We start from the raw sequence: 18,465 nt of genomic DNA, 5'->3' as shown, positions 1-18,465 counted from the left end.
AGGGTAGCGGCGCAACGCAAAAGAAACACCGGCGTGGTGAGATGTGCCCATGGCCTACCTGCTGCGCGTGGAGCTGCCCGACGTACCGGGCTCCTTGGGCGCGATGGCGTCGGCGCTCGGTGGTGCAGGTGCCGACATCGAGGCCATCGAGATCGTGGAGCACCGCTCCGACGGCAAGGCCGTGGACGACGTGCTCCTCGAGCTGCCGCCCCAGGTCATGGCCGACGCGCTCATCACGGCCTGCCACGAGCTCGAGGGCGTGCGGGTCCACTGGATCAGCCGCTACAACGCCGGCGCGAACCTCAGCATGGACCTCGAGGCCGTCGAGGCGTTCACCGCCGAGCCCGCGCACGCGATCGAACGGCTCGTGGAGGTCGTGCCGGCCACCTTCCGCACCGACTGGGCCATGGCGGTGCACCGGGTCGACGGGGAGCCCGCCGTGCTCAGTGCCTCGCCCTCGGCACCGAAGCTGGTCCCCGACGCGGCGTCGTGGCTCTCGATCCGCAGCTCGCGTGCGCTCGACTCCGTCGACGCCTGGTCGTCGACGTTGCTCGCCGGCACCCAGGCGAAGGACCGCAGCGGCCAGGTGTTCGTCGTCGTGGTCGGACGCCACGGCGGACCGGAGTTCCTGGCCTCCGAGCTGGCCCGGCTGGGCCACATGGTGAGCCTCGCCGGGTCCGTCCAGGCCTGACGCGGCTGGGCCGGACGGGCTGTCAGGGGCCCTCGGGCTCCTCGACCACCGGCTTCTTGGGGTCGGTCAAGGGGACGTGGGCGTGCTGGAAGCGGCCCAGCGCCGCCACCTCGCGCTCGAGGTCGGGCACGTGCTTCTTCAGCTGCGGGCGCATGACGGCCCAGCCGATCGGGGAGTTCACGAGCGGCTTGGTCCAGTTGGCCACGACGACGCCGCGTCGCACGTAGACGCGGGTCTTGCGCCTGGCGAGTCCGGCGACGATCGCGTCGACGCACTCGGCGAGCGTCGTGGTGGCGTTCGCCGGGAACGGGAGCTTGCCGCGGATGACCTTGAACGTCGGCAGGTCGGCCTCGGCGCCGCGGACGATGTCGGTGTCGATCCACGACGGGTGGGCGACGCCGACCTTGACGCCGAGGTGCGCGACCTCCTGGCGGGCGACGAGCGCCAGCGACTCCGCGCCGGCCTTGCTGGCGTTGTACGACGCGAGGCCGGCCAGGTTGGTGAAGGAGGCGAGGGAGGCGACGACGAGCGCGTAGCCCTTGGTCTTCTCCAGGTGCGGGATCGACGCGTGCAGGGTGCGGTAGACGCCGTTGACGTTGATGTCGATGACCCGCTCGAAGGAGTCCTCGTCGATCTGGCGGACCGTGCCGTACGAGGCGATCCCGGCGTTGGCGAGCACGTGGTCGATGCGGCCGAAGTGGGCGGCAGCGGCATCGATGGCGGCGGTCATGGCCCGGCCGTCGCGGGCGTCGGCCTCCCACCAGGCCGCCGCGGGGCCCAGCTCCGTGGCGAGCGCCTCGAGCAGGTCGGGCTCTAGGCCCAGCAGAGCGACGCGGCCGCCCTTCGCGACGTAGGCCCGCGCGACTCCGGCGCCGATGCCGCGCGCCGCGCCGGTGACGACCAGGACCTTGCCGGAGAAGCCCTTGCGGGCGAAGAGTGCCATGCGGTCAACATACCGACGGTATCTGAGTTCGTCACGCAGGTGTGACGCATCGTGCGAGTGGGGGTCACCTGGGGTTGTCGGGGGTGAGCGTCTCCTGGAGTGCGCGGTAGTGGTCGTGCGTGGCGGCGAGGTAGGCGTCGAAGTCCAGGTCGTCGGTGTCCGCTCCGGACGCCGCCGACACGAGCCGGTCGAGGTACCACTCCCAGCCGGGGCCGGTGTGCTCGACGATCGAGACGTCGTGGATCCTCTGGGCGAGGAGGAGCGTCGTGGTGCCGTCGGACTCCCGCAGCTCGAGGTCGAGGTACCAGGCCCCGCCCTCGTCCACGACGTCGACGGCGAGGTGGGTCGGGGCGTCGCACGCGCGGATCTCGAAGCGGGACGGCTCGGCGGCGTCGCCCTCGGCGTTCATCTGGACCGTCACGAAGCCGTCGGCCGGGTCGCCGGTCCAGGTGCCGAACCAGCGGGCCAGGCGGTCGGACTCGGTGACCGACGCCCAGACGTCGTCGATCGGGGCGCGGAAGGTCCGTTCCCAGACGAGGTGGTCGTCGGTGCCGCGTCGCTCGTGGCGACCGGTGGGGGTGGGTGCGGTCATGCCGACTCCTCGGGGGCGTCCATGCAGACAGGTCAGCAGACACGGGTGCGGCTAGTCAACGATACGGTCGCGCCATGAGTGCACTGCCCGGCGTGTCCGAGACCTTCGACCCCTCCGCGTGGAACGAGGTGGCCGGCTTCGAGCACCTGACCGACGTCACGTACCACCGCGCCGTCGAGCACGGCACGGTCCGTGTGGCCTTCGACCGCCCCGACGTGCTCAACGCGTTCCGCCCGCACACCGTCGACGAGCTGCTGCAGGTCCTCGACCACGCACGCACGTCGGCCGACGTCGGCTGCGTGCTGCTCACCGGCAACGGCCCGAGCGAGAAGAACGGCAAGCGATCCTTCTGCACCGGCGGCGACCAGCGCATCCGCGGCCGGTTCGGCTACCAGTACGAGGACGGGTCGGCGTCGGGGTCGGACACCGGGGCCGAGGAGCCCAGCCCGGTGGACAAGGCGCGGCTGGCCCGCCTGCACATCCTCGAGGTGCAGCGGCTCATCCGCTTCATGCCGAAGGTCGTCGTCTGCGTCGTGCCGGGCTGGGCGGCCGGCGGCGGTCACAGCCTGCACGTCGTCTCCGACCTCACCATCGCGAGCGCCGAGCACGCCCGCTTCAAGCAGACCGACGCCGACGTCGGCAGCTTCGACGGTGGCTTCGGCTCGGCCTACCTCGCCCGCCAGGTGGGTCAGAAGTTCGCCCGCGAGATCTTCTTCCTGGCCGAGGAGTACTCCGCCGAGGACGGCGTCCGGATGGGCACGGTCAACCGCGCGGTCCCGCACGCCGAGCTCGAGGCCACGGCGCTGGAGTGGGGCCGCATGATCAACGGCAAGAGCCCCACCGCGCAGCGCATGCTCAAGTACTCCTTCAACATGATCGACGACGGACTCGTCGGCCAGCAGGTGCTCATGGGCGAGACCACCCGCCTGGCCTACATGACCGACGAGGCGCAGGAGGGCCGCGACCAGTTCCTCGAGAAGCGCGACCCCGACTGGTCGGAGTTCCCCTGGTACTACTGAGGAGACGGGCGGTCAGGGATCTCGGGAGGGGGTGCGGACCAATCCGCAACCGGAGTGGTTGCGAACCCTAGGTACACCCCAAAAACTACCTAGGACGTGGCTCTTGTGAGCACCCTGCACCCCACCAAGAAGTTCTTCGCGAGCCTGGCCGTCGTGGCCGTCGCCGCACTCCCCCTCGCCGCCTGCAGCTCGGGCTCGGACTCCGGCTCCTCGTCGGACAGCAGCTCCTCGAGCTCGACGCCTCCGAAGGCCGTCGCCTCGATCACCGCGCTGACCGGTGAGGACACCGCCGTCGCGCTCGACACCGGCTTCACCGACGCCCTCGAGTCCCTCGGACTCACCCCGGGCACCGTCGGCGACGGCGCGCTCGAGGACGGCTCGCTCGTCTTCCCGATCACCGGCGGCAACGTCGAGGTCTTCACGCCGGGCGAGGTCTCGCCCTACGTGATCGGCCAGATCCAGCACGAGGGCTCGGGCTTCTCGCTGACCGCCGGCGACACCGAGGTCGAGATCACGAACCTGAACGTCGACCCGGGCGCCTCGCGCGTCTACGGCGACGTGGCGGTCAACGGCGAGACCGCCGTGACCAGCGCCTACATCTTCACGCTGAACGGCAGCACGCTGAAGCCGCTGCAGTCCGAGGGCGACACGGCGATCCTCGAGGGCACCCAGGTGCTCATCAGCCCGGTCGCCGCCGACCTGCTGAACCAGACCTTCGACACCGACGCGGTCACCCCCGAGCTGCTCGTGGGCATCGCCAAGATCACCGTCAACACCACCTCGGGTGACGACGGCAACTGACCTCCCGGTTGGGAGCATGACGGCGGGCAGGACTCTCGGGTCCTGCCCGCCGTCATGTCCGGACGTCAGTGCGCGGGGCTCGGCCTCCGGTGCAGCGCGAGGCCCAGCGACAGGAGGCCCGCCCCGACGAACACCCAGGTCGACCAGTCGACGTTGCCGCTGACGACGTTGGTCACCACGACCGCGGCCGCGAAGATCGCGAACAGCAGGTGCCAGCGACGCTCGGACCGGTCGCGGTAGACCACCGTGCGGAGGTCGGCCTCGGCCAGGGCGAGCGCGTGCACCTGCGGCGGACCGAACGACTCGAACGGATGCTCGCCGGTCTCCTCCGCGTGGGCGCGCGTCTCGGCCGTGAGTCGACGGGCCGTCTCGCGCGGCATCTTGTGACGTCCGCGCAGCAGCCACTCCATGCGGGTGAACCAGCGCTCGGCGGGCCAGGTGCGGGAGCTGTCGTCGATCGCGGGCTTGCGCTCGGGCAGCCTCCACCAGACCACGAGCAGGACAGCGCCGATCGCCGGGAGCGTCAGGGTCGGCACCGAGCCGAGGCTCCGCTCCCGGTCCAGGAGCTCCATCGCCGCGTAGACCGCCACGACGACGAGCGCGAGGCTGGCGAGCACCCACGCGCCGGTGGCGACCGGTCGTCCCGACCGCCAGGCCAGGCCGGCCGTGCCCAGCCCTCCCGCGCCGAGGACCAGCGCCGCGAAGACCGCGGCCCCGGGGGCGGTGAGGTCGGTGCTCCAGCCCTCGCTCACGACCCTGGCGATGCCGAGCGCCATCAGGAACCACCCCGCCATCGCCAGAAGCGTGCGTGGGAGGTCGGACCACGTGCCCTCGTCGAGGTCGCCGGCCGCACGCTGCTCCGGGGGGAGGTCCTGGGCGAAGGTCACCGCCGCGTCGCGCGCCGGGCCGAAGAGCTCCTCGGCCGTGCCGCCGGAGTCGACGACGGCCTCGTGCACGACGTCGAGCCAGCCTCGGATGTCGTCCTTGCGGGCGGCCGTGGCCCAGGCTGCGTGCCAGGTGAAGGTGTCGGCCCAGTCGCCGTCCTGCTTCTGCGGCCAGGTCAGCTCGGTGGCGCTCATCGGGTGCTCCTCGTGGTCGTGGGGGCGATCGCGGCGGCCATCCGGGAGGCGAAGTCGCCCCACGCGTCGCTCATGGAGTCGAGGCGAGTACGGCCGGCGTCGGTGAGCGCGTACTGCTTGCGGCCGGGGCCGCCGTCGCCCGCGACCCACTCGGCTCGCACCAGGTCCTGCGACTCCAGCCGGTTGAGCACGGGGTAGAGCGTGCCGACCTTGAGCCCGAACAGGCTCAGCTCCTCGAGTCGTTGCGCGATCGCGTAGCCGTGCAGCGCGCCGTCGCGCAGCGTGAGGAGGGCCAGGAAGGGCAGGGCCCCGCGCAGCCACTCGGCCTCCGAGGGTTCGCTCATGCCGCGACGGTAGATGCGAGTAGTTTGTGAAGTCAAGTAGTCAGGATCATGAATAGTCGCGTGGTGGGCCGTGCGACCCGCGACCTGACGCGCTGGCGACGGTCCGTCGTCGGTGGATCGTCGCCGACGCGTCGAGACGCCGGGGGCATGACGTTCTGGTGAACGACGGCGTCGGTCCCTTCCCCTCGGACGGCTGCCGTGCCTACGGTCCTCTCGACCTGACCAGTGACTTCGGGGGGAGTCCCACCATGTCGGTGCCTGTCATCGCGCCTGCTCACCACTCGTCCGACCTCGTGCCACCGCGGCGGCTTCGCACGCTTCTCGTCGCGCTCGCCACCACACTCGTGGCAACCGTGCTCGTGGCCCCGGCCGCGTCGGCCTCGCCGGAGACCCAGCTGGCCGAGCTGACCGTCCGGTCGGAGGCCGGCGGGACCACGTACGACCGTGACGCCTTCCGGCACTGGATCGACGCCGACGGCGACGGCTGCACCACGCGGGCCGAGGTGCTGAAGGACGAGTCCTCGACGTCGACCGGCCACACCGGCACGTGCACCATCACCAGCGGGTCGTGGACGTCGGCCTACGACGGGGTGCGCTTCACCGACGCGGGCGGCATGGACATCGACCACATGGTCCCGCTCAAGGAGGCGTGGATCTCGGGCGCCTCGGGCTGGAGCGCGACGAAGCGCGAGGACTTCGCCAACGACCTGGGGGACGGGCGCAGCCTCATCGCCGTCTCCGCGTCGTCGAACCGGTCCAAGAGCGACCAGGACCCCGACTCCTGGATGCCGCCCGCGACGTCGTACCGCTGCACCTACGTGTCGGACTGGATCGCGGTCAAGCACCGTTGGGGCCTGGCCGTCGACTCCGCCGAGAAGACCGCGCTCCGGGAGGTGCTCGCAGGCTGCTGAGCCCGTGCCGGGGTGGTGATCACGACGGTCGGCCGCGTCGGCGTTCGTCCAGTACGGCCCGGCCCACGAGCGCCCACAGCGTCAGGCCGAGCGCCAGGTACACGGCGCCGAAGATCGTGGTGCTCGGGCCCGTGCCCTCGAGCATGGGGCCGGATGCGAGGAGGACCAGCGTGGCCCCCACCACGACGTAGCCCACCGCAGTGACAGGCCGAGGGAGGCGCATCAGGCGCCACATCGACCGCGCGATCAGCCAAGCCACGCCGATCGACAGGGCCGCCTGGAGCAGCGTCACCCACCAAGGTTGCGACGCTGCCTCGCTCCACACGCTCGGTCCGACGGCGACCGGGAGGAGGACGATCGCCTGCAGCGCGAACCAGAAGAAGAGACGGTCGTCGGCGTCGACCGGCCCACGCCGCGGGGTCAGGACGGAGCGGTCGCCCATGCGCGTCACCTCGGCCTCCTGTGATCGGCTCCATGCTCGCACGGGCAGCGGTCGCCACGTGGCGTTCTGGATACCGCCAGTACCTGAGACGCGCGTCTCAAGAGGTGGTCGCCCCCGAGGCCCTCCGCTAGTGTCCGCGGAATGAGGATCGGAGTGGTCGCCGAGTCGCGCCCAGGGGAGACCCGGGTGGCCGCGACTCCCGCGACGGTCGTACGTCTGGAGAAGCTCGGCTACGAGGTGCTCGTGGAGTCCGGCGCGGGTGCCCGCGCGGCCTTCGCCGACGAGGCCTTCGCCGAGGCCGGTGCCTCGGTCGTGCCCGGAGCCGACGCCTGGTCCGCCGACGTCGTGCTCAAGGTCAACGCTCCGACGACCGACGAGATCGCGCGGCTGAACGACCACGCCACGCTCGTCAGCCTGATCGCGCCCGCGACGAGCCCGGAGCTGCTCGAGGCCCTCGCCGCTCGTCCGCTCACCGTGCTCGCGATGGACGCCGTGCCGCGCATCTCGCGCGCCCAGTCGATGGACGTGCTCTCGTCCATGGCCAACATCGCCGGCTACCGCGCCGTCGTCGAGGCCGCGCACGAGTTCGGCCGCTTCTTCACCGGCCAGGTCACGGCTGCCGGCAAGGTCCCGCCCGCCAAGGTCCTCGTGGCCGGTGCCGGTGTGGCCGGGCTCGCCGCCATCGGTGCTGCATCCAGCCTCGGCGCCATCGTGCGCGCCACCGACCCCCGCCCCGAGGTGGCTGACCAGGTCAAGTCCATCGGCGGCGAGTACCTGGCCGTCGACGTGGAGGTCGAGAAGTCCACCGACGGCTACGCCAAGGCCACCAGCGAGGAGTACGACCGACGCGCCGCGGAGATCTACTCCGAGCAGGCCGCCGACGTCGACATCGTCATCACCACGGCCCTCATCCCCGGGCGCCAGGCGCCGCGGCTGCTCACCGAGGCCGACGTGGCCGCGATGAAGCCGGGCAGCGTCGTCGTCGACATGGCTGCGGCGCAGGGCGGCAACGTGGCCGGGTCCGTGGCGGGTGAGAAGGTCGTGACCGCGAACGGCGTGACGATCCTCGGCTACACCGACCTGCCCGGTCGCCTGCCGACGCAGGCCTCGCAGCTGTACGGCCAGAACCTCGTCAACCTGCTGACGCTGCTCACGCCCGGCAAGGACGGTCAGCTGGTCCTCGACCACGACGACGTCGTGCAGCGCGGCGTGACGGTGGTGCACGAGGGCGACGTGCTCTGGCCCCCGCCGCCGGTCCAGGTCTCCGCCGCCCCGGCTCCGACCGCCGAGATGCCGGCCGTCAAGGAGGCGCCCGCCCCGAGGCCCGGCCTGACGCAGCGCGGCAAGTACCTGCTCATCGCCGCGGGCATCGCCGCGCTGTTCCTGGTCAATGCGTTCGCACCGCCGCCGCTGCCCGAGCACTTCTTCGTGCTCACGCTGTCGATCGTCATCGGCTACTACGTCATCGGCAAGGTCCACCACGCGCTGCACACCCCGCTGATGAGCGTCACGAACGCCATCAGCGGCATCATCGTCGTCGGTGCCCTGCTGCAGATCGGCGTCGGTGAGGGTGCCGACAACGAGTGGGCCATCCGCCTGCTCGCGTTCGTGGCGGTGCTGCTCGCGTCCATCAACATCTTCGGCGGCTTCGCCGTGACCCGACGCATGCTCAGCATGTTCTCGAAGGGCTGATCGCTGTGACCGCTGAGAGCATCGCCACCGCGGCGTACATCGTCGCCGCCCTGCTGTTCATCCTGAGCCTCGCGGGGCTCAGCAAGCACGAGACCGCGTCGTCGGGCGTGGCCTACGGCATCGCCGGCATGGCCATCGCGCTCGTGGCCACGATCATCCTGGCCGTCGAGGACGCCGAGACCGTGGGCATCGTCCTGCTCGTCGGTGCCGTGGCCATCGGTGCTGCGATCGGTCTCTGGCGGGCTCGCGTCGTCGAGATGACCGGCATGCCCGAGCTCATCGCGCTGCTGCACTCCTTCGTCGGTCTGGCCGCCGTGCTGGTGGGCTGGAACGGCTACCTCGAGCACCCCGAGTACCCGCTCGAGTCGCTGGAGCGGATCCACTCGGGCGAGGTCTTCGTCGGCGTCTTCATCGGTGCGGTCACGTTCACCGGCTCGATCGTCGCGTTCCTCAAGCTGAGCGCCCGCATCAAGTCCGCACCCCTCGTCCTGCCGGGCAAGAACTACCTCAACCTCGGCGCGCTCGTGCTGTTCTTCGTGCTGACGGTCGTGTTCGTCGCGAACCCGAACATCTGGCTGCTCGTCCTGGTCACCGCCCTGGCGCTCGCGCTCGGCTGGCACCTCGTGGCGTCCATCGGTGGCGGCGACATGCCGGTCGTCGTGTCGATGCTCAACAGCTACTCGGGCTGGGCCGCGGCCGCCGCCGGCTTCCTGCTGAGCAACAACCTGCTGATCGTCACCGGCGCCCTCGTCGGGTCGTCCGGCGCCTACCTGAGCTACATCATGTGCCAGGCCATGAACCGCTCGTTCATCTCCGTGATCGCCGGCGGCTTCGGCATCGAGGCATCCGCCGGCGACGCCAAGGACTACGGCGAGCACCGCGAGATCGACGCCGACGGCGTGGCCGAGATGCTCAAGGACGCGTCGAGCGTCGTCATCACGCCGGGCTACGGCATGGCGGTGGCCCAGGCGCAGTACCCCGTGGCCGACCTGACCCGCAAGCTGCGCGAGCGCGGCGTCGACGTGAAGTTCGGCATCCACCCGGTGGCGGGCCGCCTGCCCGGCCACATGAACGTGCTGCTCGCCGAGGCCAAGGTCCCCTACGACATCGTGCTCGAGATGGACGAGGTCAACGACGACCTCGCCGACGTCGACGTGGTGCTCGTGATCGGCGCCAACGACACCGTCAACCCGGCCGCCGCGGAGGACCCGACGAGCCCGATCGCCGGCATGCCGGTGCTGCGGGTGTGGGAGGCGCGGAACGTCATCGTGTTCAAGCGGTCGATGGCCGCGGGCTACGCCGGTGTGCAGAACCCGCTGTTCTTCCGCGAGAACTCGCAGATGCTGTTCGGTGACGCGAAGGATCGCGTCGAGGACATCCTGCGCGCTCTCTGATCGGAACCCACCCGTACCTGCGGGTGGGTCTCGTTCCCGGGTTGACATGCAGGTATTGCCATATGAGGATGTCCGCATGAGTGAGTCCGATGCCTGAGCGCGGTGACGTGGCGGCGTACGACGCCGTCGCTGCACTCTTCGACGCGATGTCGACGCCGCTGCGCGCCGCCCTCGTGCACCGGCTCTGCGAGGGGGAGCAGACGGTCGGTCAGCTCGTCGAGTGGACGGGGCGGTCCCAGCCGCTCGTCTCCCAGCACCTGAGGATCCTGCGCACCGCCCACCTCGTCGCCGGCGAGCGACGCGGGCGTGAGGTCGTCTACTCCCTCACCGACGAGCACGTGGCCCACGTGCTGCTCGACGCCTTCCACCACACCCAGGAGAACCACCCATGACCGTCATCGACCACCGCGAGGCCGAGAAGCACGACCACACCCACGGGCCGGGCTGCGGTCACGACGCCGTGGTGCACGAGGACCACGTCGACTACCTGCACGACGGCCACGTGCACCGTGAGCACGAGGGTCACTACGACGAGTGCGCCACCTGCTCGTGCGCACACTGCTCGGACAGCTGCGCGACCTGCGTGTGCGACGACTGCACGTGCGAGACCTGCAACCACAACGTCTGCTCGTGCGCCCACTGCTCCGACAGCTGTGCCAACTGCGTGTGCACCGACTGCTCCTGCAGCACCTGCAAGCACGCCGCCTGACGCTGGACGGCGGCGCTCAGGCGCCGGCGAGGCGCCGCGACGAGCGCAGCGCGAGGACGGCGGCGGCGAGCGCGAGGGCCAGCACGGCCAGCGCCACGAAGAGGGCCACCCGGATGCCGGTGTCGCCGCCGGACCCGCCCGCCACCACCTGGTAGGTGGTGGCCAGGAGGGCGGCGCCGAGCGACGAGCCGATGCGCTGGCCGGTCTGCAGTGCACCGCCGGCCGCCCCGCCCATGCGCGGCGGGACCTCCTGCAGCGTGAGGGTGATGTTCGGCGACACGACGGCGCCACCGCCGAGGCCGGCCAGCAGCAGGAACGGGGCGAGCGCCCACCACAGCTCGTCGGTCGCCCGACCGGGCGCCACCAGGGCGGCCCCCAGCACGCCGACCATCATGACGATGAGAGCGCCGACCGTGAGCGATCGTCCGACCGTGCTCACCAAGCGACCCGCCAGCGGCGACGTGATGGCCGAGCCGAGCGCGAAGGGCGTCAGCAGCAGCCCGGCGTGCAGGGCGCTGACGTCGCGCGAGCCCTGCAGCCACACCGACGCCACGAGGAACACACCCGTGAAGCCGGTGAAGTAGACCGTGCCCACGAGCATCCCGTTGCCGAAGCCGGGAAGCCGGCGCAGCAGGTCGAGGTCGAGCAGGGGCTCGTGTCCGCGCCGCTTGAGGCGGTGCTCCCAGGCGCCGAAGGCCCAGCCGAAGAGCGGCACGCCCACCAGCAGCACGAGCGGCCAGCGCGCGCCGGACTCCAGGCTCACCAGCGGGTACAGCAGGCACAGCACCGAGAGGCCGAGCAGGACGGCGCCCGGGACGTCGATGCGCCCGGGCCCGCCGTCGGCCTGGCGGCCGGGGACCATGCGCGCGACGGCGATCGCGGCGACGAGCCCGATCGGCACGTTGACAAGGAACAGGAGTCGCCACCCGAGGTCCTCCCCGACCAGCCCGATCACGAGCCCGCCGAGCAGCGGCCCCGTGGCCGAGGCGATCGAGACGGTGAGGCCGAAGTACCCGAACGCCCGTCCACGCTCGGCGCCGGAGAACAGCTGCTGGATCAGCCCGGAGCTCTGCGGGGTGAGGAACCCTGCCGACGCACCCTGGAGCAGCCGCGCCACGACCACCAGCTCGGCCGTGGGCGCGAGACCTGCCGCCGCGCTCGAGGCCACGAAGCCGGCCAGCCCGATGAGCATCAGCCGGCGCCGGCCGTAGGCGTCGCCGAGCCGTCCGCCGGCGACGAGGGTCAGGCCGAACGTGAGCGCGTACCCGGACACCACCCACTGCACGGTGCCCGGCGTGGTGTCGAGACCCTCCTGGATCGACGGGATCGCGACGTTGACGATCGTGACGTCGAGCAGCGACATGAACCCGACCACCAGGGTGACGGCGAGGATGCGCCAGCGCTGCGGGTGGGGGCCCTCGTCCTGCGGGGACGTCGACGGTCCTGCGGGGACGTCGACCGGATCCTCGTGCACCTGCTCAGCCTGCCGGAGGAAGCGGTGGCGCGCAGCGTGGGTGTCGCGTCAGTCGGCGACGCCGTACAGCCGGTCGCCGGCGTCACCGAGACCGGGGACGATGTAGCCGTTCTCGTCGAGCCGCTCGTCGAGGCCCGCGACCACGAGGTTCACCGGCACGCCGATCTCCTGCATCTCGCGCTCGATGCGCGCGACGCCCTCGGGGGCGGCCAGCAGGCAGACGGCGGTGATGTGGTCGGCTCCGCGGTCGACGAGGAAGTGGATGGCGGCCGCCAGGCTGCCGCCGGTCGCGAGCATCGGGTCCAGCACGTAGCACTGGCGGCCGGACAGGTCGTCGGGCAGGCGCTCGGCGTAGGTGTCGGCCTCGAGGGTCTCCTCGTTGCGCACCATGCCGAGGAACCCGACCTCGGCGGTGGGCAGCAGACGCTGCATGCCCTCGAGCATGCCCAGGCCCGCACGCAGGATCGGGACCACGAGCGGACGCGGATCGGCCAGGCGCACGCCCTGGGCCTCGGCCACGGGGGTCATCACGGCGACCGTCTCGACCCGCACGTCGCGCGTGGCCTCGTAGGCGAGCAGCGTCACCAGCTCGTCGGCGAGCCGTCGGAACGTGGGGGAGTCGGTGGACGCGTCGCGCAGCACCGTGAGCTTGTGGGAGACGAGCGGGTGGTCGGCGACGTGGACGTGCATGCGTCGAGCCTAGTGCCCCGGCGATCCACCCTCACCGCCCGATTCGGGGGGACGGGTCAACCGTCGAGCAGCACGCGCTCGAGCCAGGGGTTGACGAAGGTGCGGTCGGGGTCGAGACGGTCGCGCAGGGCGCGGAAGTCGTCGAGGCGGGGGTAGGCCCGGCGGACGTCGAGGGTGAAGTGCTTGCCCCAGTGCGGTCGGGGTGCGAAGGGGGCGAGCGCCTCCTCCACCACGCGCGCCGCGGCGTCGGCCAGGACGGTGTCGCCGACCCACGTGAAGTGGAACGAGCAGGTGGTCTGCCCGAACTGCGGACTGAGCCACAGGGTGTCGGCGGCCACGGCACGGATCTCGGCGACCTGCAGCGCGACGGCGAGGTGCTCGCCCACGGCGCGCACGGCGCGGGCCGCGTCGGCCGCGTGCTCGAACGGGACGTGGAACTCGGACTGCACCTCGTCGCCCACGCTGGGCAGGAAGCCGGGGCGGAAGTGCGGGAGCCGTTCCACCCACGGTCCGGGGACGCCCTGCTGGGCGGTGCAGTGCACGGGGTCGAGGCCGGGGATCGGGTGCTGCTCGCCGGTCATGGGCGCGAGCCCCGTCGCCGTCAGGTCGAGCTCGGGGTCGCCGTCGCGGGACTTGACCCACACGCGGTCGGGCGAGCCGTCCCACAGCGTGAAGACGCTGACGCTTCGGCCGAGCTCCAGGACGGACGCGAGCCGGTCCGGCAACGTCTCGGGGTCGCCGTCGAGCAGCACCACCTGACGGTGGTCGGCGGCCGGGACGACGTCGAGCTCGAGCGCGGTCACGACGCCCAGCGCACCGAGACCGACGACCGTGCCGTCGAAGTCGAGCTCGCCGCGACGCACCGTGACGACGTCGCCCGAGGCCAGCACCAGCTCGACGGCGCGCACCTGGGTCGCGAGGTTGCCCGTGCGGACGCCGGACCCGTGAGTCGCGGTGGCCACGGCTCCGGCGACGTTCAGGTGCGGCAGGGAGGCGAGGTTCTCGAGCGCCAGGCCGTGCGGCTCGAGCGCGACCGCGAGCTGCGCGTGGGTCAGGCCCGCCCCGACCCGGACCCACGTGCGGTCGTCACCGACCTGCAGCTCGTCGAAGGCCGCGACGCTCACGGCAGCGACCTCGGCACCCGCGGCGGCGTCGGGCAGGTCGTTGAAGGTGTGGGCGGTCCCGACGGGCCGCAGGCGCGTGGAACCGGCCACGAGCTCGCGCAGTGCGTCGAGGTCGTGGGGACGGTGCTCGCGGGCGAAGTGGTAGGGCACCGTGCCCGACCAGCTGGTTCGGCGTGGGTCGTGGGTCACGCTCCATCGTCACACGTCGGGTGGGCCGCGGCCTCGCCTCGGTGTCACCGGCCCGTCTGTCGTGGATCGCGTCAGAAGCCGGCGCCGGGGTTGAGCAGACCCGCCGGGTCCAGTGCGGTCTTCACCGAGCGCATCAGGTCGAGGACGTCGTCGCCGACCTGCTCGGGCAGCATGGCGCGCTTCGTGCGGCCCACGCCGTGCTCACCGGTGATCGTCCCTCCCGCGTCGAGTGCGATGCGCATGATCCGTTCGAAGGCACGGTGCGCGTCGCGCACCTGGTCGGGGTCGCGCGGGTCGTGCAGGATCGCGGGGTGCAAGTTCCCGTCTCCTGCGTGGGCGACCACAGGGACCTCGAGGTCGAGGTCCACGGCGACGCGGTCGATCGCCTCCAGCACGTCGGGGAGCGCGTCGACCGGCACGGCCACGTCCTCGGCGAGGAAGGCGCCTCGGCGCTCGACGGCCGGACCGGTGGCGCGACGGATCTCGACGAACATCTCACCGTCGTCGGGGTCGTCGGTCACGTGCACCTCCGTTGCGCCGTGATCGCGACAGATCTTCTCCAGCGCCCGCGCCTCTGCGGGCCAGTCGAGCTGGGCGACGAGCATGGCGGCGGCGCCGCGGTCGAGCCCGCTCGGCCGCATGTCCTCGACGTTGTTGATGCTCCGGCGGTCGATGAGCTCCATCATCGACGGGCGTAGCGTGCGGCCCGCGTCGACGACGGCCTCGCCCGACGAGCGCAGCGTGGGGAACGTTGCCACGAGCGTCGACTGTGGCGGCGGAGGGGGCACGAGGCGCAGCGTCGCTCCGACGACGATGCCGAGCGTGCCCTCGCTGCCCACGAACAGCTGGGTCAGCGAGAGGCCTGCCACGTCCTTCAGGGTGGAGCCGCCGAGCTCGACGAGCCGACCGTCGGCGAGCACGACCGACAGACCCAGCACGTACGCCGACGTCACACCATGCTTGACGCAGCAGAGCCCACCCGCGTTGGTCGCGATGTTGCCGCCGATCGAGGAGATGCGGAACGAGCCCGGGTCCGGCGGGTAGAAGAGCCCGGCCGCGGCCGCCGCCTCCTTGACCTCGACGTTGAGTGCTCCCGGCTCGACGTGGGCCACCCGGGCACGTGGGTCGACCTCGACCGCGCGCATCCGCTCGGTCGACAGCACGAGACATCCGTCCACGGCTCGGGCGCCACCGGACAGACCGGTCCCGGTGCCGCGGGTGACGACGGGGACGCCGTGCTGCGCGGCCCAGGTCACGCACGTCCTGACCTGCTCGACGTCGAGTGGTCGGGCGGCCGCCACGGGGGTGCCGGCCGACGGGTCGTGCAGGTGGTCGTGGCGGTACTTCTCGAGCTGCGCCGGCTCGCGCACCACGACGCCCTCGGGCAGCCGTGCGACGAGGGACGCGACGACGTCGGCGACGGTGGACGTCATGTCAGTACCCCGGCGTCGGGACGGCGTCGGGGTCGACGCGCAGGTCGATCAGCACCGGCCGGTCGCGCTCGGCCACCACCTGCAGCGCCCGGTGGAGCCCGGCGTGGTCGTCGACCTGGACGCCGGTAGCCCCGAGGGCCGTCGCCACGGGGGCGAGGTCGGGCCAGTCGAACGTCGAGATCGCCGGGTCCATGTCGCGGGCGCGGAACTGCATGTGCTCGGCGCCGTAGGCCCGGTCGTTGATGACCACCACCACGAGGTCGGTGCCGTGGCGGACCGCCGCGCTGAGCTCGTTGATCCCGGCGCTCATGAAGCCGCCGTCGCCGCAGACCACCAGCGCCGGACGGTGGGGCGCGCCCACCTGGGCCCCCACCGCCGACGCGACCGCGAGGCCGATGGACGCGAAGCTGCAGGTGTGCACGTACGCGCGAGGGTCCGCGGCGGACAGCTCGCGGAAGCTCGTGATGATGAAACGACCGTCGTCGATCACGAGTGTCCGGTCCTGCGGCAGCTCGTCGTCGATCGTGCGGAGCGCGAGCTCGAGGTCGATGCCGGACGACGGCGGGGGTGCGTCGCGCCGGGTTGCGAGGCGGTCCTTCAGCGCGGACTCGAGGGCGGCCGACGCGAAGCCCGTCGGTTCGACCCCGGCCGACCGCAGGGCCGCCGTCATGGCCCGGGCCGTGGCACCGGCGTCGCCGACGACCGCCGCGTCGGTGCCTGCCCGCACCGCCAGTGAGGCAGGGTCGAGGTCGACGTGGACGACACGCCTGCCCTCCAGCAGGGATCCCTTGTCGGTCGTCCAGGGAGTGAGAGCGGCGCCGAACGCGACGACGCAGTCGGCCTTGCCGATCGTGTCCAGGGCGACGTCGTGCGACAGCGTGCCGAAGATGCCGAGGTCGTGCGGGTGGCCCGCGAACAGGCCCTTCCCGCGCAGTGTCGTGGCGACGGGGGCGCCGAGCGCGGCCGCCAGCTGCTCGAGCTCGGCGCGAGCCCCCGCGGCGCCCCGGCCGCCGAGGACGACGGGACGTCGCGCCGACGCGATGATGCCGAGCGCCTCGTCGAGCGCCGCGTCGGCGGGCGTCGGTGCCGGGTGGTCGTGGAGCCCCACCGGGCGGGCGCGTTCGTGGTCGGGCACCTCCACCCACTGGAACGTGACCGGCACGTTCAGCACGACCGGTCGGCGCTCGGCCACGGCTCGCCGGGCGGCTCGCTCCACGTCCTGCGCCACGGTGAGCGGGCTGCGGGCCTGCTCCCATCCGGCGCCGGTGGGCAGCACGACCGCGTGCTGGTCGACGTTCTGCAGATTCTCCTGGTCGGCGGGGTCGGTGTCGCCCGCCACCAGGAGGAGGGGGGTGCGGCCCCGCACCGTGTCGACGAGCGCCGTGACGGTGTTCGTCAGCGCGGGCCCGTGGGTCACGGTGGCCACGCCGAGGCGCCCCGACGTCGCGGTGTAGCCGCCCGCTGCCAGCACGGCGCTCCCCTCGTGGGCGAACGACAGGTAGCGGCCCCCCAGGTCGCGTCGGTAGGCGTCGATGGCGAAGAGGTTGGCGTCGCCGAGGACGCCGAAGACCACGTCGGTCCCGATGTCGTGGAGCGCGCGGGCGAGGGCCTGGTGGTAGTACATCGGTCGCCTTCCGAGGGATCGGGGAGTGGTCCGAGGTCCACGTATTCTGAAGACCCCTTGACCCTTTGTGATCCGGATCATACCGTGTGTACATCATTTGACTAGGCCTCATCAGAGTATGAGGTTTATCCGGAAGGTGTGACATGCAAACCACTCGAGTGACCCGGCGACGGGCGCGACTTCCGCTGGCGGCGGTCCTGGCGTTCGTCGTGGCGGTGACCACGGCGTGCGGGGGCGGCGCGGGCGGTGCGGACGGATCGAAGTCCTTCACCCTCGCCGACGGGGCCCAGAACCTCTCGGCGTTCAACGCCCCCTACGACGTCTTCGCCAAGGATGGCTACTGGAAGGACGCCGGGCTGGAGGTCACCCCGCAGTTCACGCAGGGCGGCACCCAGTCCGCGCAGCTGGTGGCGTCGGGCAAGGCCGACATCAGCGTCGTCGGGCTGAGCTCGGCGCTGCAGGTCGCGGCCCAGAGCCCCAACCTCAAGATCGTCGGCATCACTGGCGGCAACATCTGGAAGATGGCCGTGCCGGAGGGCAGTGACGTGCAGTCGCTCGACGACCTCAAGGGCAAGACGATCGGCGTGCAGGCGCTCAACACCGGCATGTACCTCTACAACCGCGCAGCGCTCGAGATCGACGGAGTGGACCCCGACGAGGATGTGAAGTGGCTGCCGATCGGCACGGGCGCCCAGGCCGCCGCGGCCCTCGACTCCGGCGAGGTGGATGCCTTCGCGACCTACTACGGGCCCTACGAGGTCGTCGCCGGCCTCACGAAGGAGCCGATGCGACTCCTGCCGACGCCGCTCGACGAGCTCGACGGCTCGGGCGCGTGGATCGTGAACGCGAAGGTGCTGAAGGAGGACCGCGAGAGCGTCGTGGAGCTCATGCGCGGGATGTCGAAGACCGCGATCTGGGCCCAGGAGAACCCCGAGGCCATCATCCAGGCGCTCTGGGACGAGGACCCAGCCACCAAGCCGCGTGGCCAGTCCGACGAGGAGGCCATGGCCTCGACAGTCGACCTGGTGGCCAACTACTGGGGCCAGGTCATCAACGCCGGCGGTGACGGGATGTACGGCGTGCTGTCGGACGAGGCCGTGAAGAAGGCCGTGGACTTCCACTTCGACAAGGGCATCGTCGAAGGCACCTTCGACATCGCGAAGTCCGTCGACCTCAGCGTCTCGCGCGACGCCGACGACTACGACAAGGCCGAGGTCGAGGCCGAGGCCGCGAAGCAGTGACGACGTCGGTCCGGGGTGACCGTGGCTCCCTGGACCGACGCCGTTGACGCGTGACGCAGCACACGTTACGGTC

19 protein-coding genes are annotated in these 18,465 nt (G+C 71.6%); 9 read left to right on the top strand and 10 right to left on the bottom strand.

What is annotated here, in order from left to right; all coding sequences use genetic code 11:
• Window positions 1-49 precede the first annotated feature (49 nt).
• Complete coding sequence (locus tag ASF35_RS00965) at window positions 50-691, top strand: hypothetical protein (protein ID WP_055961486.1); 642 nt, start codon at window positions 50-52, stop codon at window positions 689-691.
• A 22-nt stretch (window positions 692-713) separates the two neighbouring features.
• On the opposite strand, the gene ASF35_RS00960 is transcribed toward ASF35_RS00965, so the two are convergent.
• Window positions 714-1,634 carry an SDR family oxidoreductase gene (locus tag ASF35_RS00960; protein WP_055961483.1) on the bottom strand — a complete coding sequence of 307 codons (921 nt, stop codon included), beginning with the start codon at window positions 1,632-1,634 and terminating at the stop codon, window positions 714-716.
• 64 nt (window positions 1,635-1,698) lie between these two features.
• Complete coding sequence (locus ASF35_RS00955; protein WP_055961480.1) at window positions 1,699-2,226, bottom strand: SRPBCC domain-containing protein; 528 nt, start codon at window positions 2,224-2,226, stop codon at window positions 1,699-1,701.
• Between the two features lie 74 nt (window positions 2,227-2,300).
• Here ASF35_RS00955 and ASF35_RS00950 point away from each other — a divergent pair, with 74 nt between their 5' ends.
• Window positions 2,301-3,245 carry a 1,4-dihydroxy-2-naphthoyl-CoA synthase gene (locus ASF35_RS00950; protein ID WP_055961476.1) on the top strand — a complete coding sequence of 315 codons (945 nt, stop codon included), beginning with the start codon at window positions 2,301-2,303 and terminating at the stop codon, window positions 3,243-3,245.
• 105 nt (window positions 3,246-3,350) lie between these two features.
• On the top strand, window positions 3,351-4,046 hold the full coding sequence (locus ASF35_RS00945) for a hypothetical protein (protein ID WP_056552046.1): 696 nt from the start codon (window positions 3,351-3,353) through the stop codon (window positions 4,044-4,046).
• 65 nt (window positions 4,047-4,111) lie between these two features.
• Here the strand turns inward: ASF35_RS00945 and ASF35_RS00940 are convergent, their stop codons facing one another.
• Together ASF35_RS00940 and ASF35_RS00935 are read right to left on the bottom strand one after the other, a co-directional pair.
• Window positions 4,112-5,125, bottom strand: a complete 1,014-nt coding sequence (locus ASF35_RS00940; RefSeq protein ID WP_055961473.1) for a hypothetical protein — start codon at window positions 5,123-5,125, stop codon at window positions 4,112-4,114.
• Window positions 5,122-5,469: a PadR family transcriptional regulator gene (locus ASF35_RS00935; protein ID WP_055961469.1), complete on the bottom strand. Its 348-nt coding sequence runs from the start codon at window positions 5,467-5,469 to the stop codon at window positions 5,122-5,124. The genes ASF35_RS00940 and ASF35_RS00935 overlap by 4 nt, the downstream gene beginning before the upstream one ends.
• A gap of 248 nt (window positions 5,470-5,717) precedes the next feature.
• On the opposite strand from ASF35_RS00935, the gene ASF35_RS00930 reads away from it, so the two are divergent.
• Entirely contained in the window at window positions 5,718-6,380 is a 663-nt protein-coding gene (locus ASF35_RS00930) for an HNH endonuclease family protein (protein ID WP_082481081.1), read from the top strand.
• Window positions 6,381-6,399: 19 nt separating this feature from the next.
• Here the strand turns inward: ASF35_RS00930 and ASF35_RS00925 are convergent, their stop codons facing one another.
• Window positions 6,400-6,822 (bottom strand): hypothetical protein, encoded by a 423-nt coding sequence (locus ASF35_RS00925; RefSeq protein WP_156367909.1) that lies wholly within the window; start codon window positions 6,820-6,822, stop codon window positions 6,400-6,402.
• 141 nt (window positions 6,823-6,963) lie between these two features.
• Between ASF35_RS00925 and ASF35_RS00920 the strand changes: the two genes are divergently transcribed.
• The 4 genes from ASF35_RS00920 to ASF35_RS00905 all read left to right on the top strand — a co-directional run bounded on the left by ASF35_RS00920 (window position 6,964) and on the right by ASF35_RS00905 (window position 10,617).
• On the top strand, window positions 6,964-8,514 hold the full coding sequence (locus tag ASF35_RS00920) for a Re/Si-specific NAD(P)(+) transhydrogenase subunit alpha (protein ID WP_055961463.1): 1,551 nt from the start codon (window positions 6,964-6,966) through the stop codon (window positions 8,512-8,514).
• The gene (pntB, locus tag ASF35_RS00915; protein WP_369797000.1) at window positions 8,511-9,908 is read left to right on the top strand and encodes a Re/Si-specific NAD(P)(+) transhydrogenase subunit beta; all 1,398 of its coding nucleotides are present in this window, start codon (window positions 8,511-8,513) and stop codon (window positions 9,906-9,908) included. Before ASF35_RS00920 ends, pntB begins: the two co-directional genes overlap by 4 nt.
• A gap of 89 nt (window positions 9,909-9,997) precedes the next feature.
• Window positions 9,998-10,300, top strand: a complete 303-nt coding sequence (locus tag ASF35_RS00910) for a helix-turn-helix transcriptional regulator (protein WP_055961457.1) — start codon at window positions 9,998-10,000, stop codon at window positions 10,298-10,300.
• A complete protein-coding gene (locus ASF35_RS00905; protein WP_055961454.1) occupies window positions 10,297-10,617 on the top strand; it encodes a hypothetical protein in 321 nt (106 codons plus the stop codon). The genes ASF35_RS00910 and ASF35_RS00905 overlap by 4 nt, the downstream gene beginning before the upstream one ends.
• A gap of 16 nt (window positions 10,618-10,633) precedes the next feature.
• On the opposite strand, the gene ASF35_RS00900 is transcribed toward ASF35_RS00905, so the two are convergent.
• The 5 genes from ASF35_RS00900 to ASF35_RS00880 form a co-directional block, all read right to left on the bottom strand.
• Entirely contained in the window at window positions 10,634-12,091 is a 1,458-nt protein-coding gene (locus tag ASF35_RS00900) for an MFS transporter (RefSeq protein WP_055961451.1), read from the bottom strand.
• Between the two features lie 48 nt (window positions 12,092-12,139).
• The gene (gene upp, locus ASF35_RS00895) at window positions 12,140-12,781 is read right to left on the bottom strand and encodes a uracil phosphoribosyltransferase (RefSeq protein WP_055961448.1); all 642 of its coding nucleotides are present in this window, start codon (window positions 12,779-12,781) and stop codon (window positions 12,140-12,142) included.
• A gap of 56 nt (window positions 12,782-12,837) precedes the next feature.
• Entirely contained in the window at window positions 12,838-14,094 is a 1,257-nt protein-coding gene (locus ASF35_RS00890) for a D-arabinono-1,4-lactone oxidase (protein WP_055961445.1), read from the bottom strand.
• A gap of 71 nt (window positions 14,095-14,165) precedes the next feature.
• A complete protein-coding gene (locus tag ASF35_RS00885) occupies window positions 14,166-15,527 on the bottom strand; it encodes an FAD-binding oxidoreductase (RefSeq protein ID WP_055961442.1) in 1,362 nt (453 codons plus the stop codon).
• Window position 15,528: 1 nt separating this feature from the next.
• Complete coding sequence (locus ASF35_RS00880; RefSeq protein ID WP_200931708.1) at window positions 15,529-17,151, bottom strand: thiamine pyrophosphate-binding protein; 1,623 nt, start codon at window positions 17,149-17,151, stop codon at window positions 15,529-15,531.
• A gap of 143 nt (window positions 17,152-17,294) precedes the next feature.
• On the opposite strand from ASF35_RS00880, the gene ASF35_RS00875 reads away from it, so the two are divergent.
• Window positions 17,295-18,392 carry an ABC transporter substrate-binding protein gene (locus tag ASF35_RS00875; RefSeq protein ID WP_082495285.1) on the top strand — a complete coding sequence of 366 codons (1,098 nt, stop codon included), beginning with the start codon at window positions 17,295-17,297 and terminating at the stop codon, window positions 18,390-18,392.
• The last annotated feature ends 73 nt before the right edge of the window (window positions 18,393-18,465 follow it).

This window comes from Aeromicrobium sp. Leaf291, from assembly GCF_001423365.1.
GTDB lineage: Bacteria > Actinomycetota > Actinomycetes > Propionibacteriales > Nocardioidaceae > Aeromicrobium.
The sequence above is the reverse complement of the archived record's forward strand: the minus strand, read 5'-3'. Positions and strand labels throughout refer to the sequence as shown.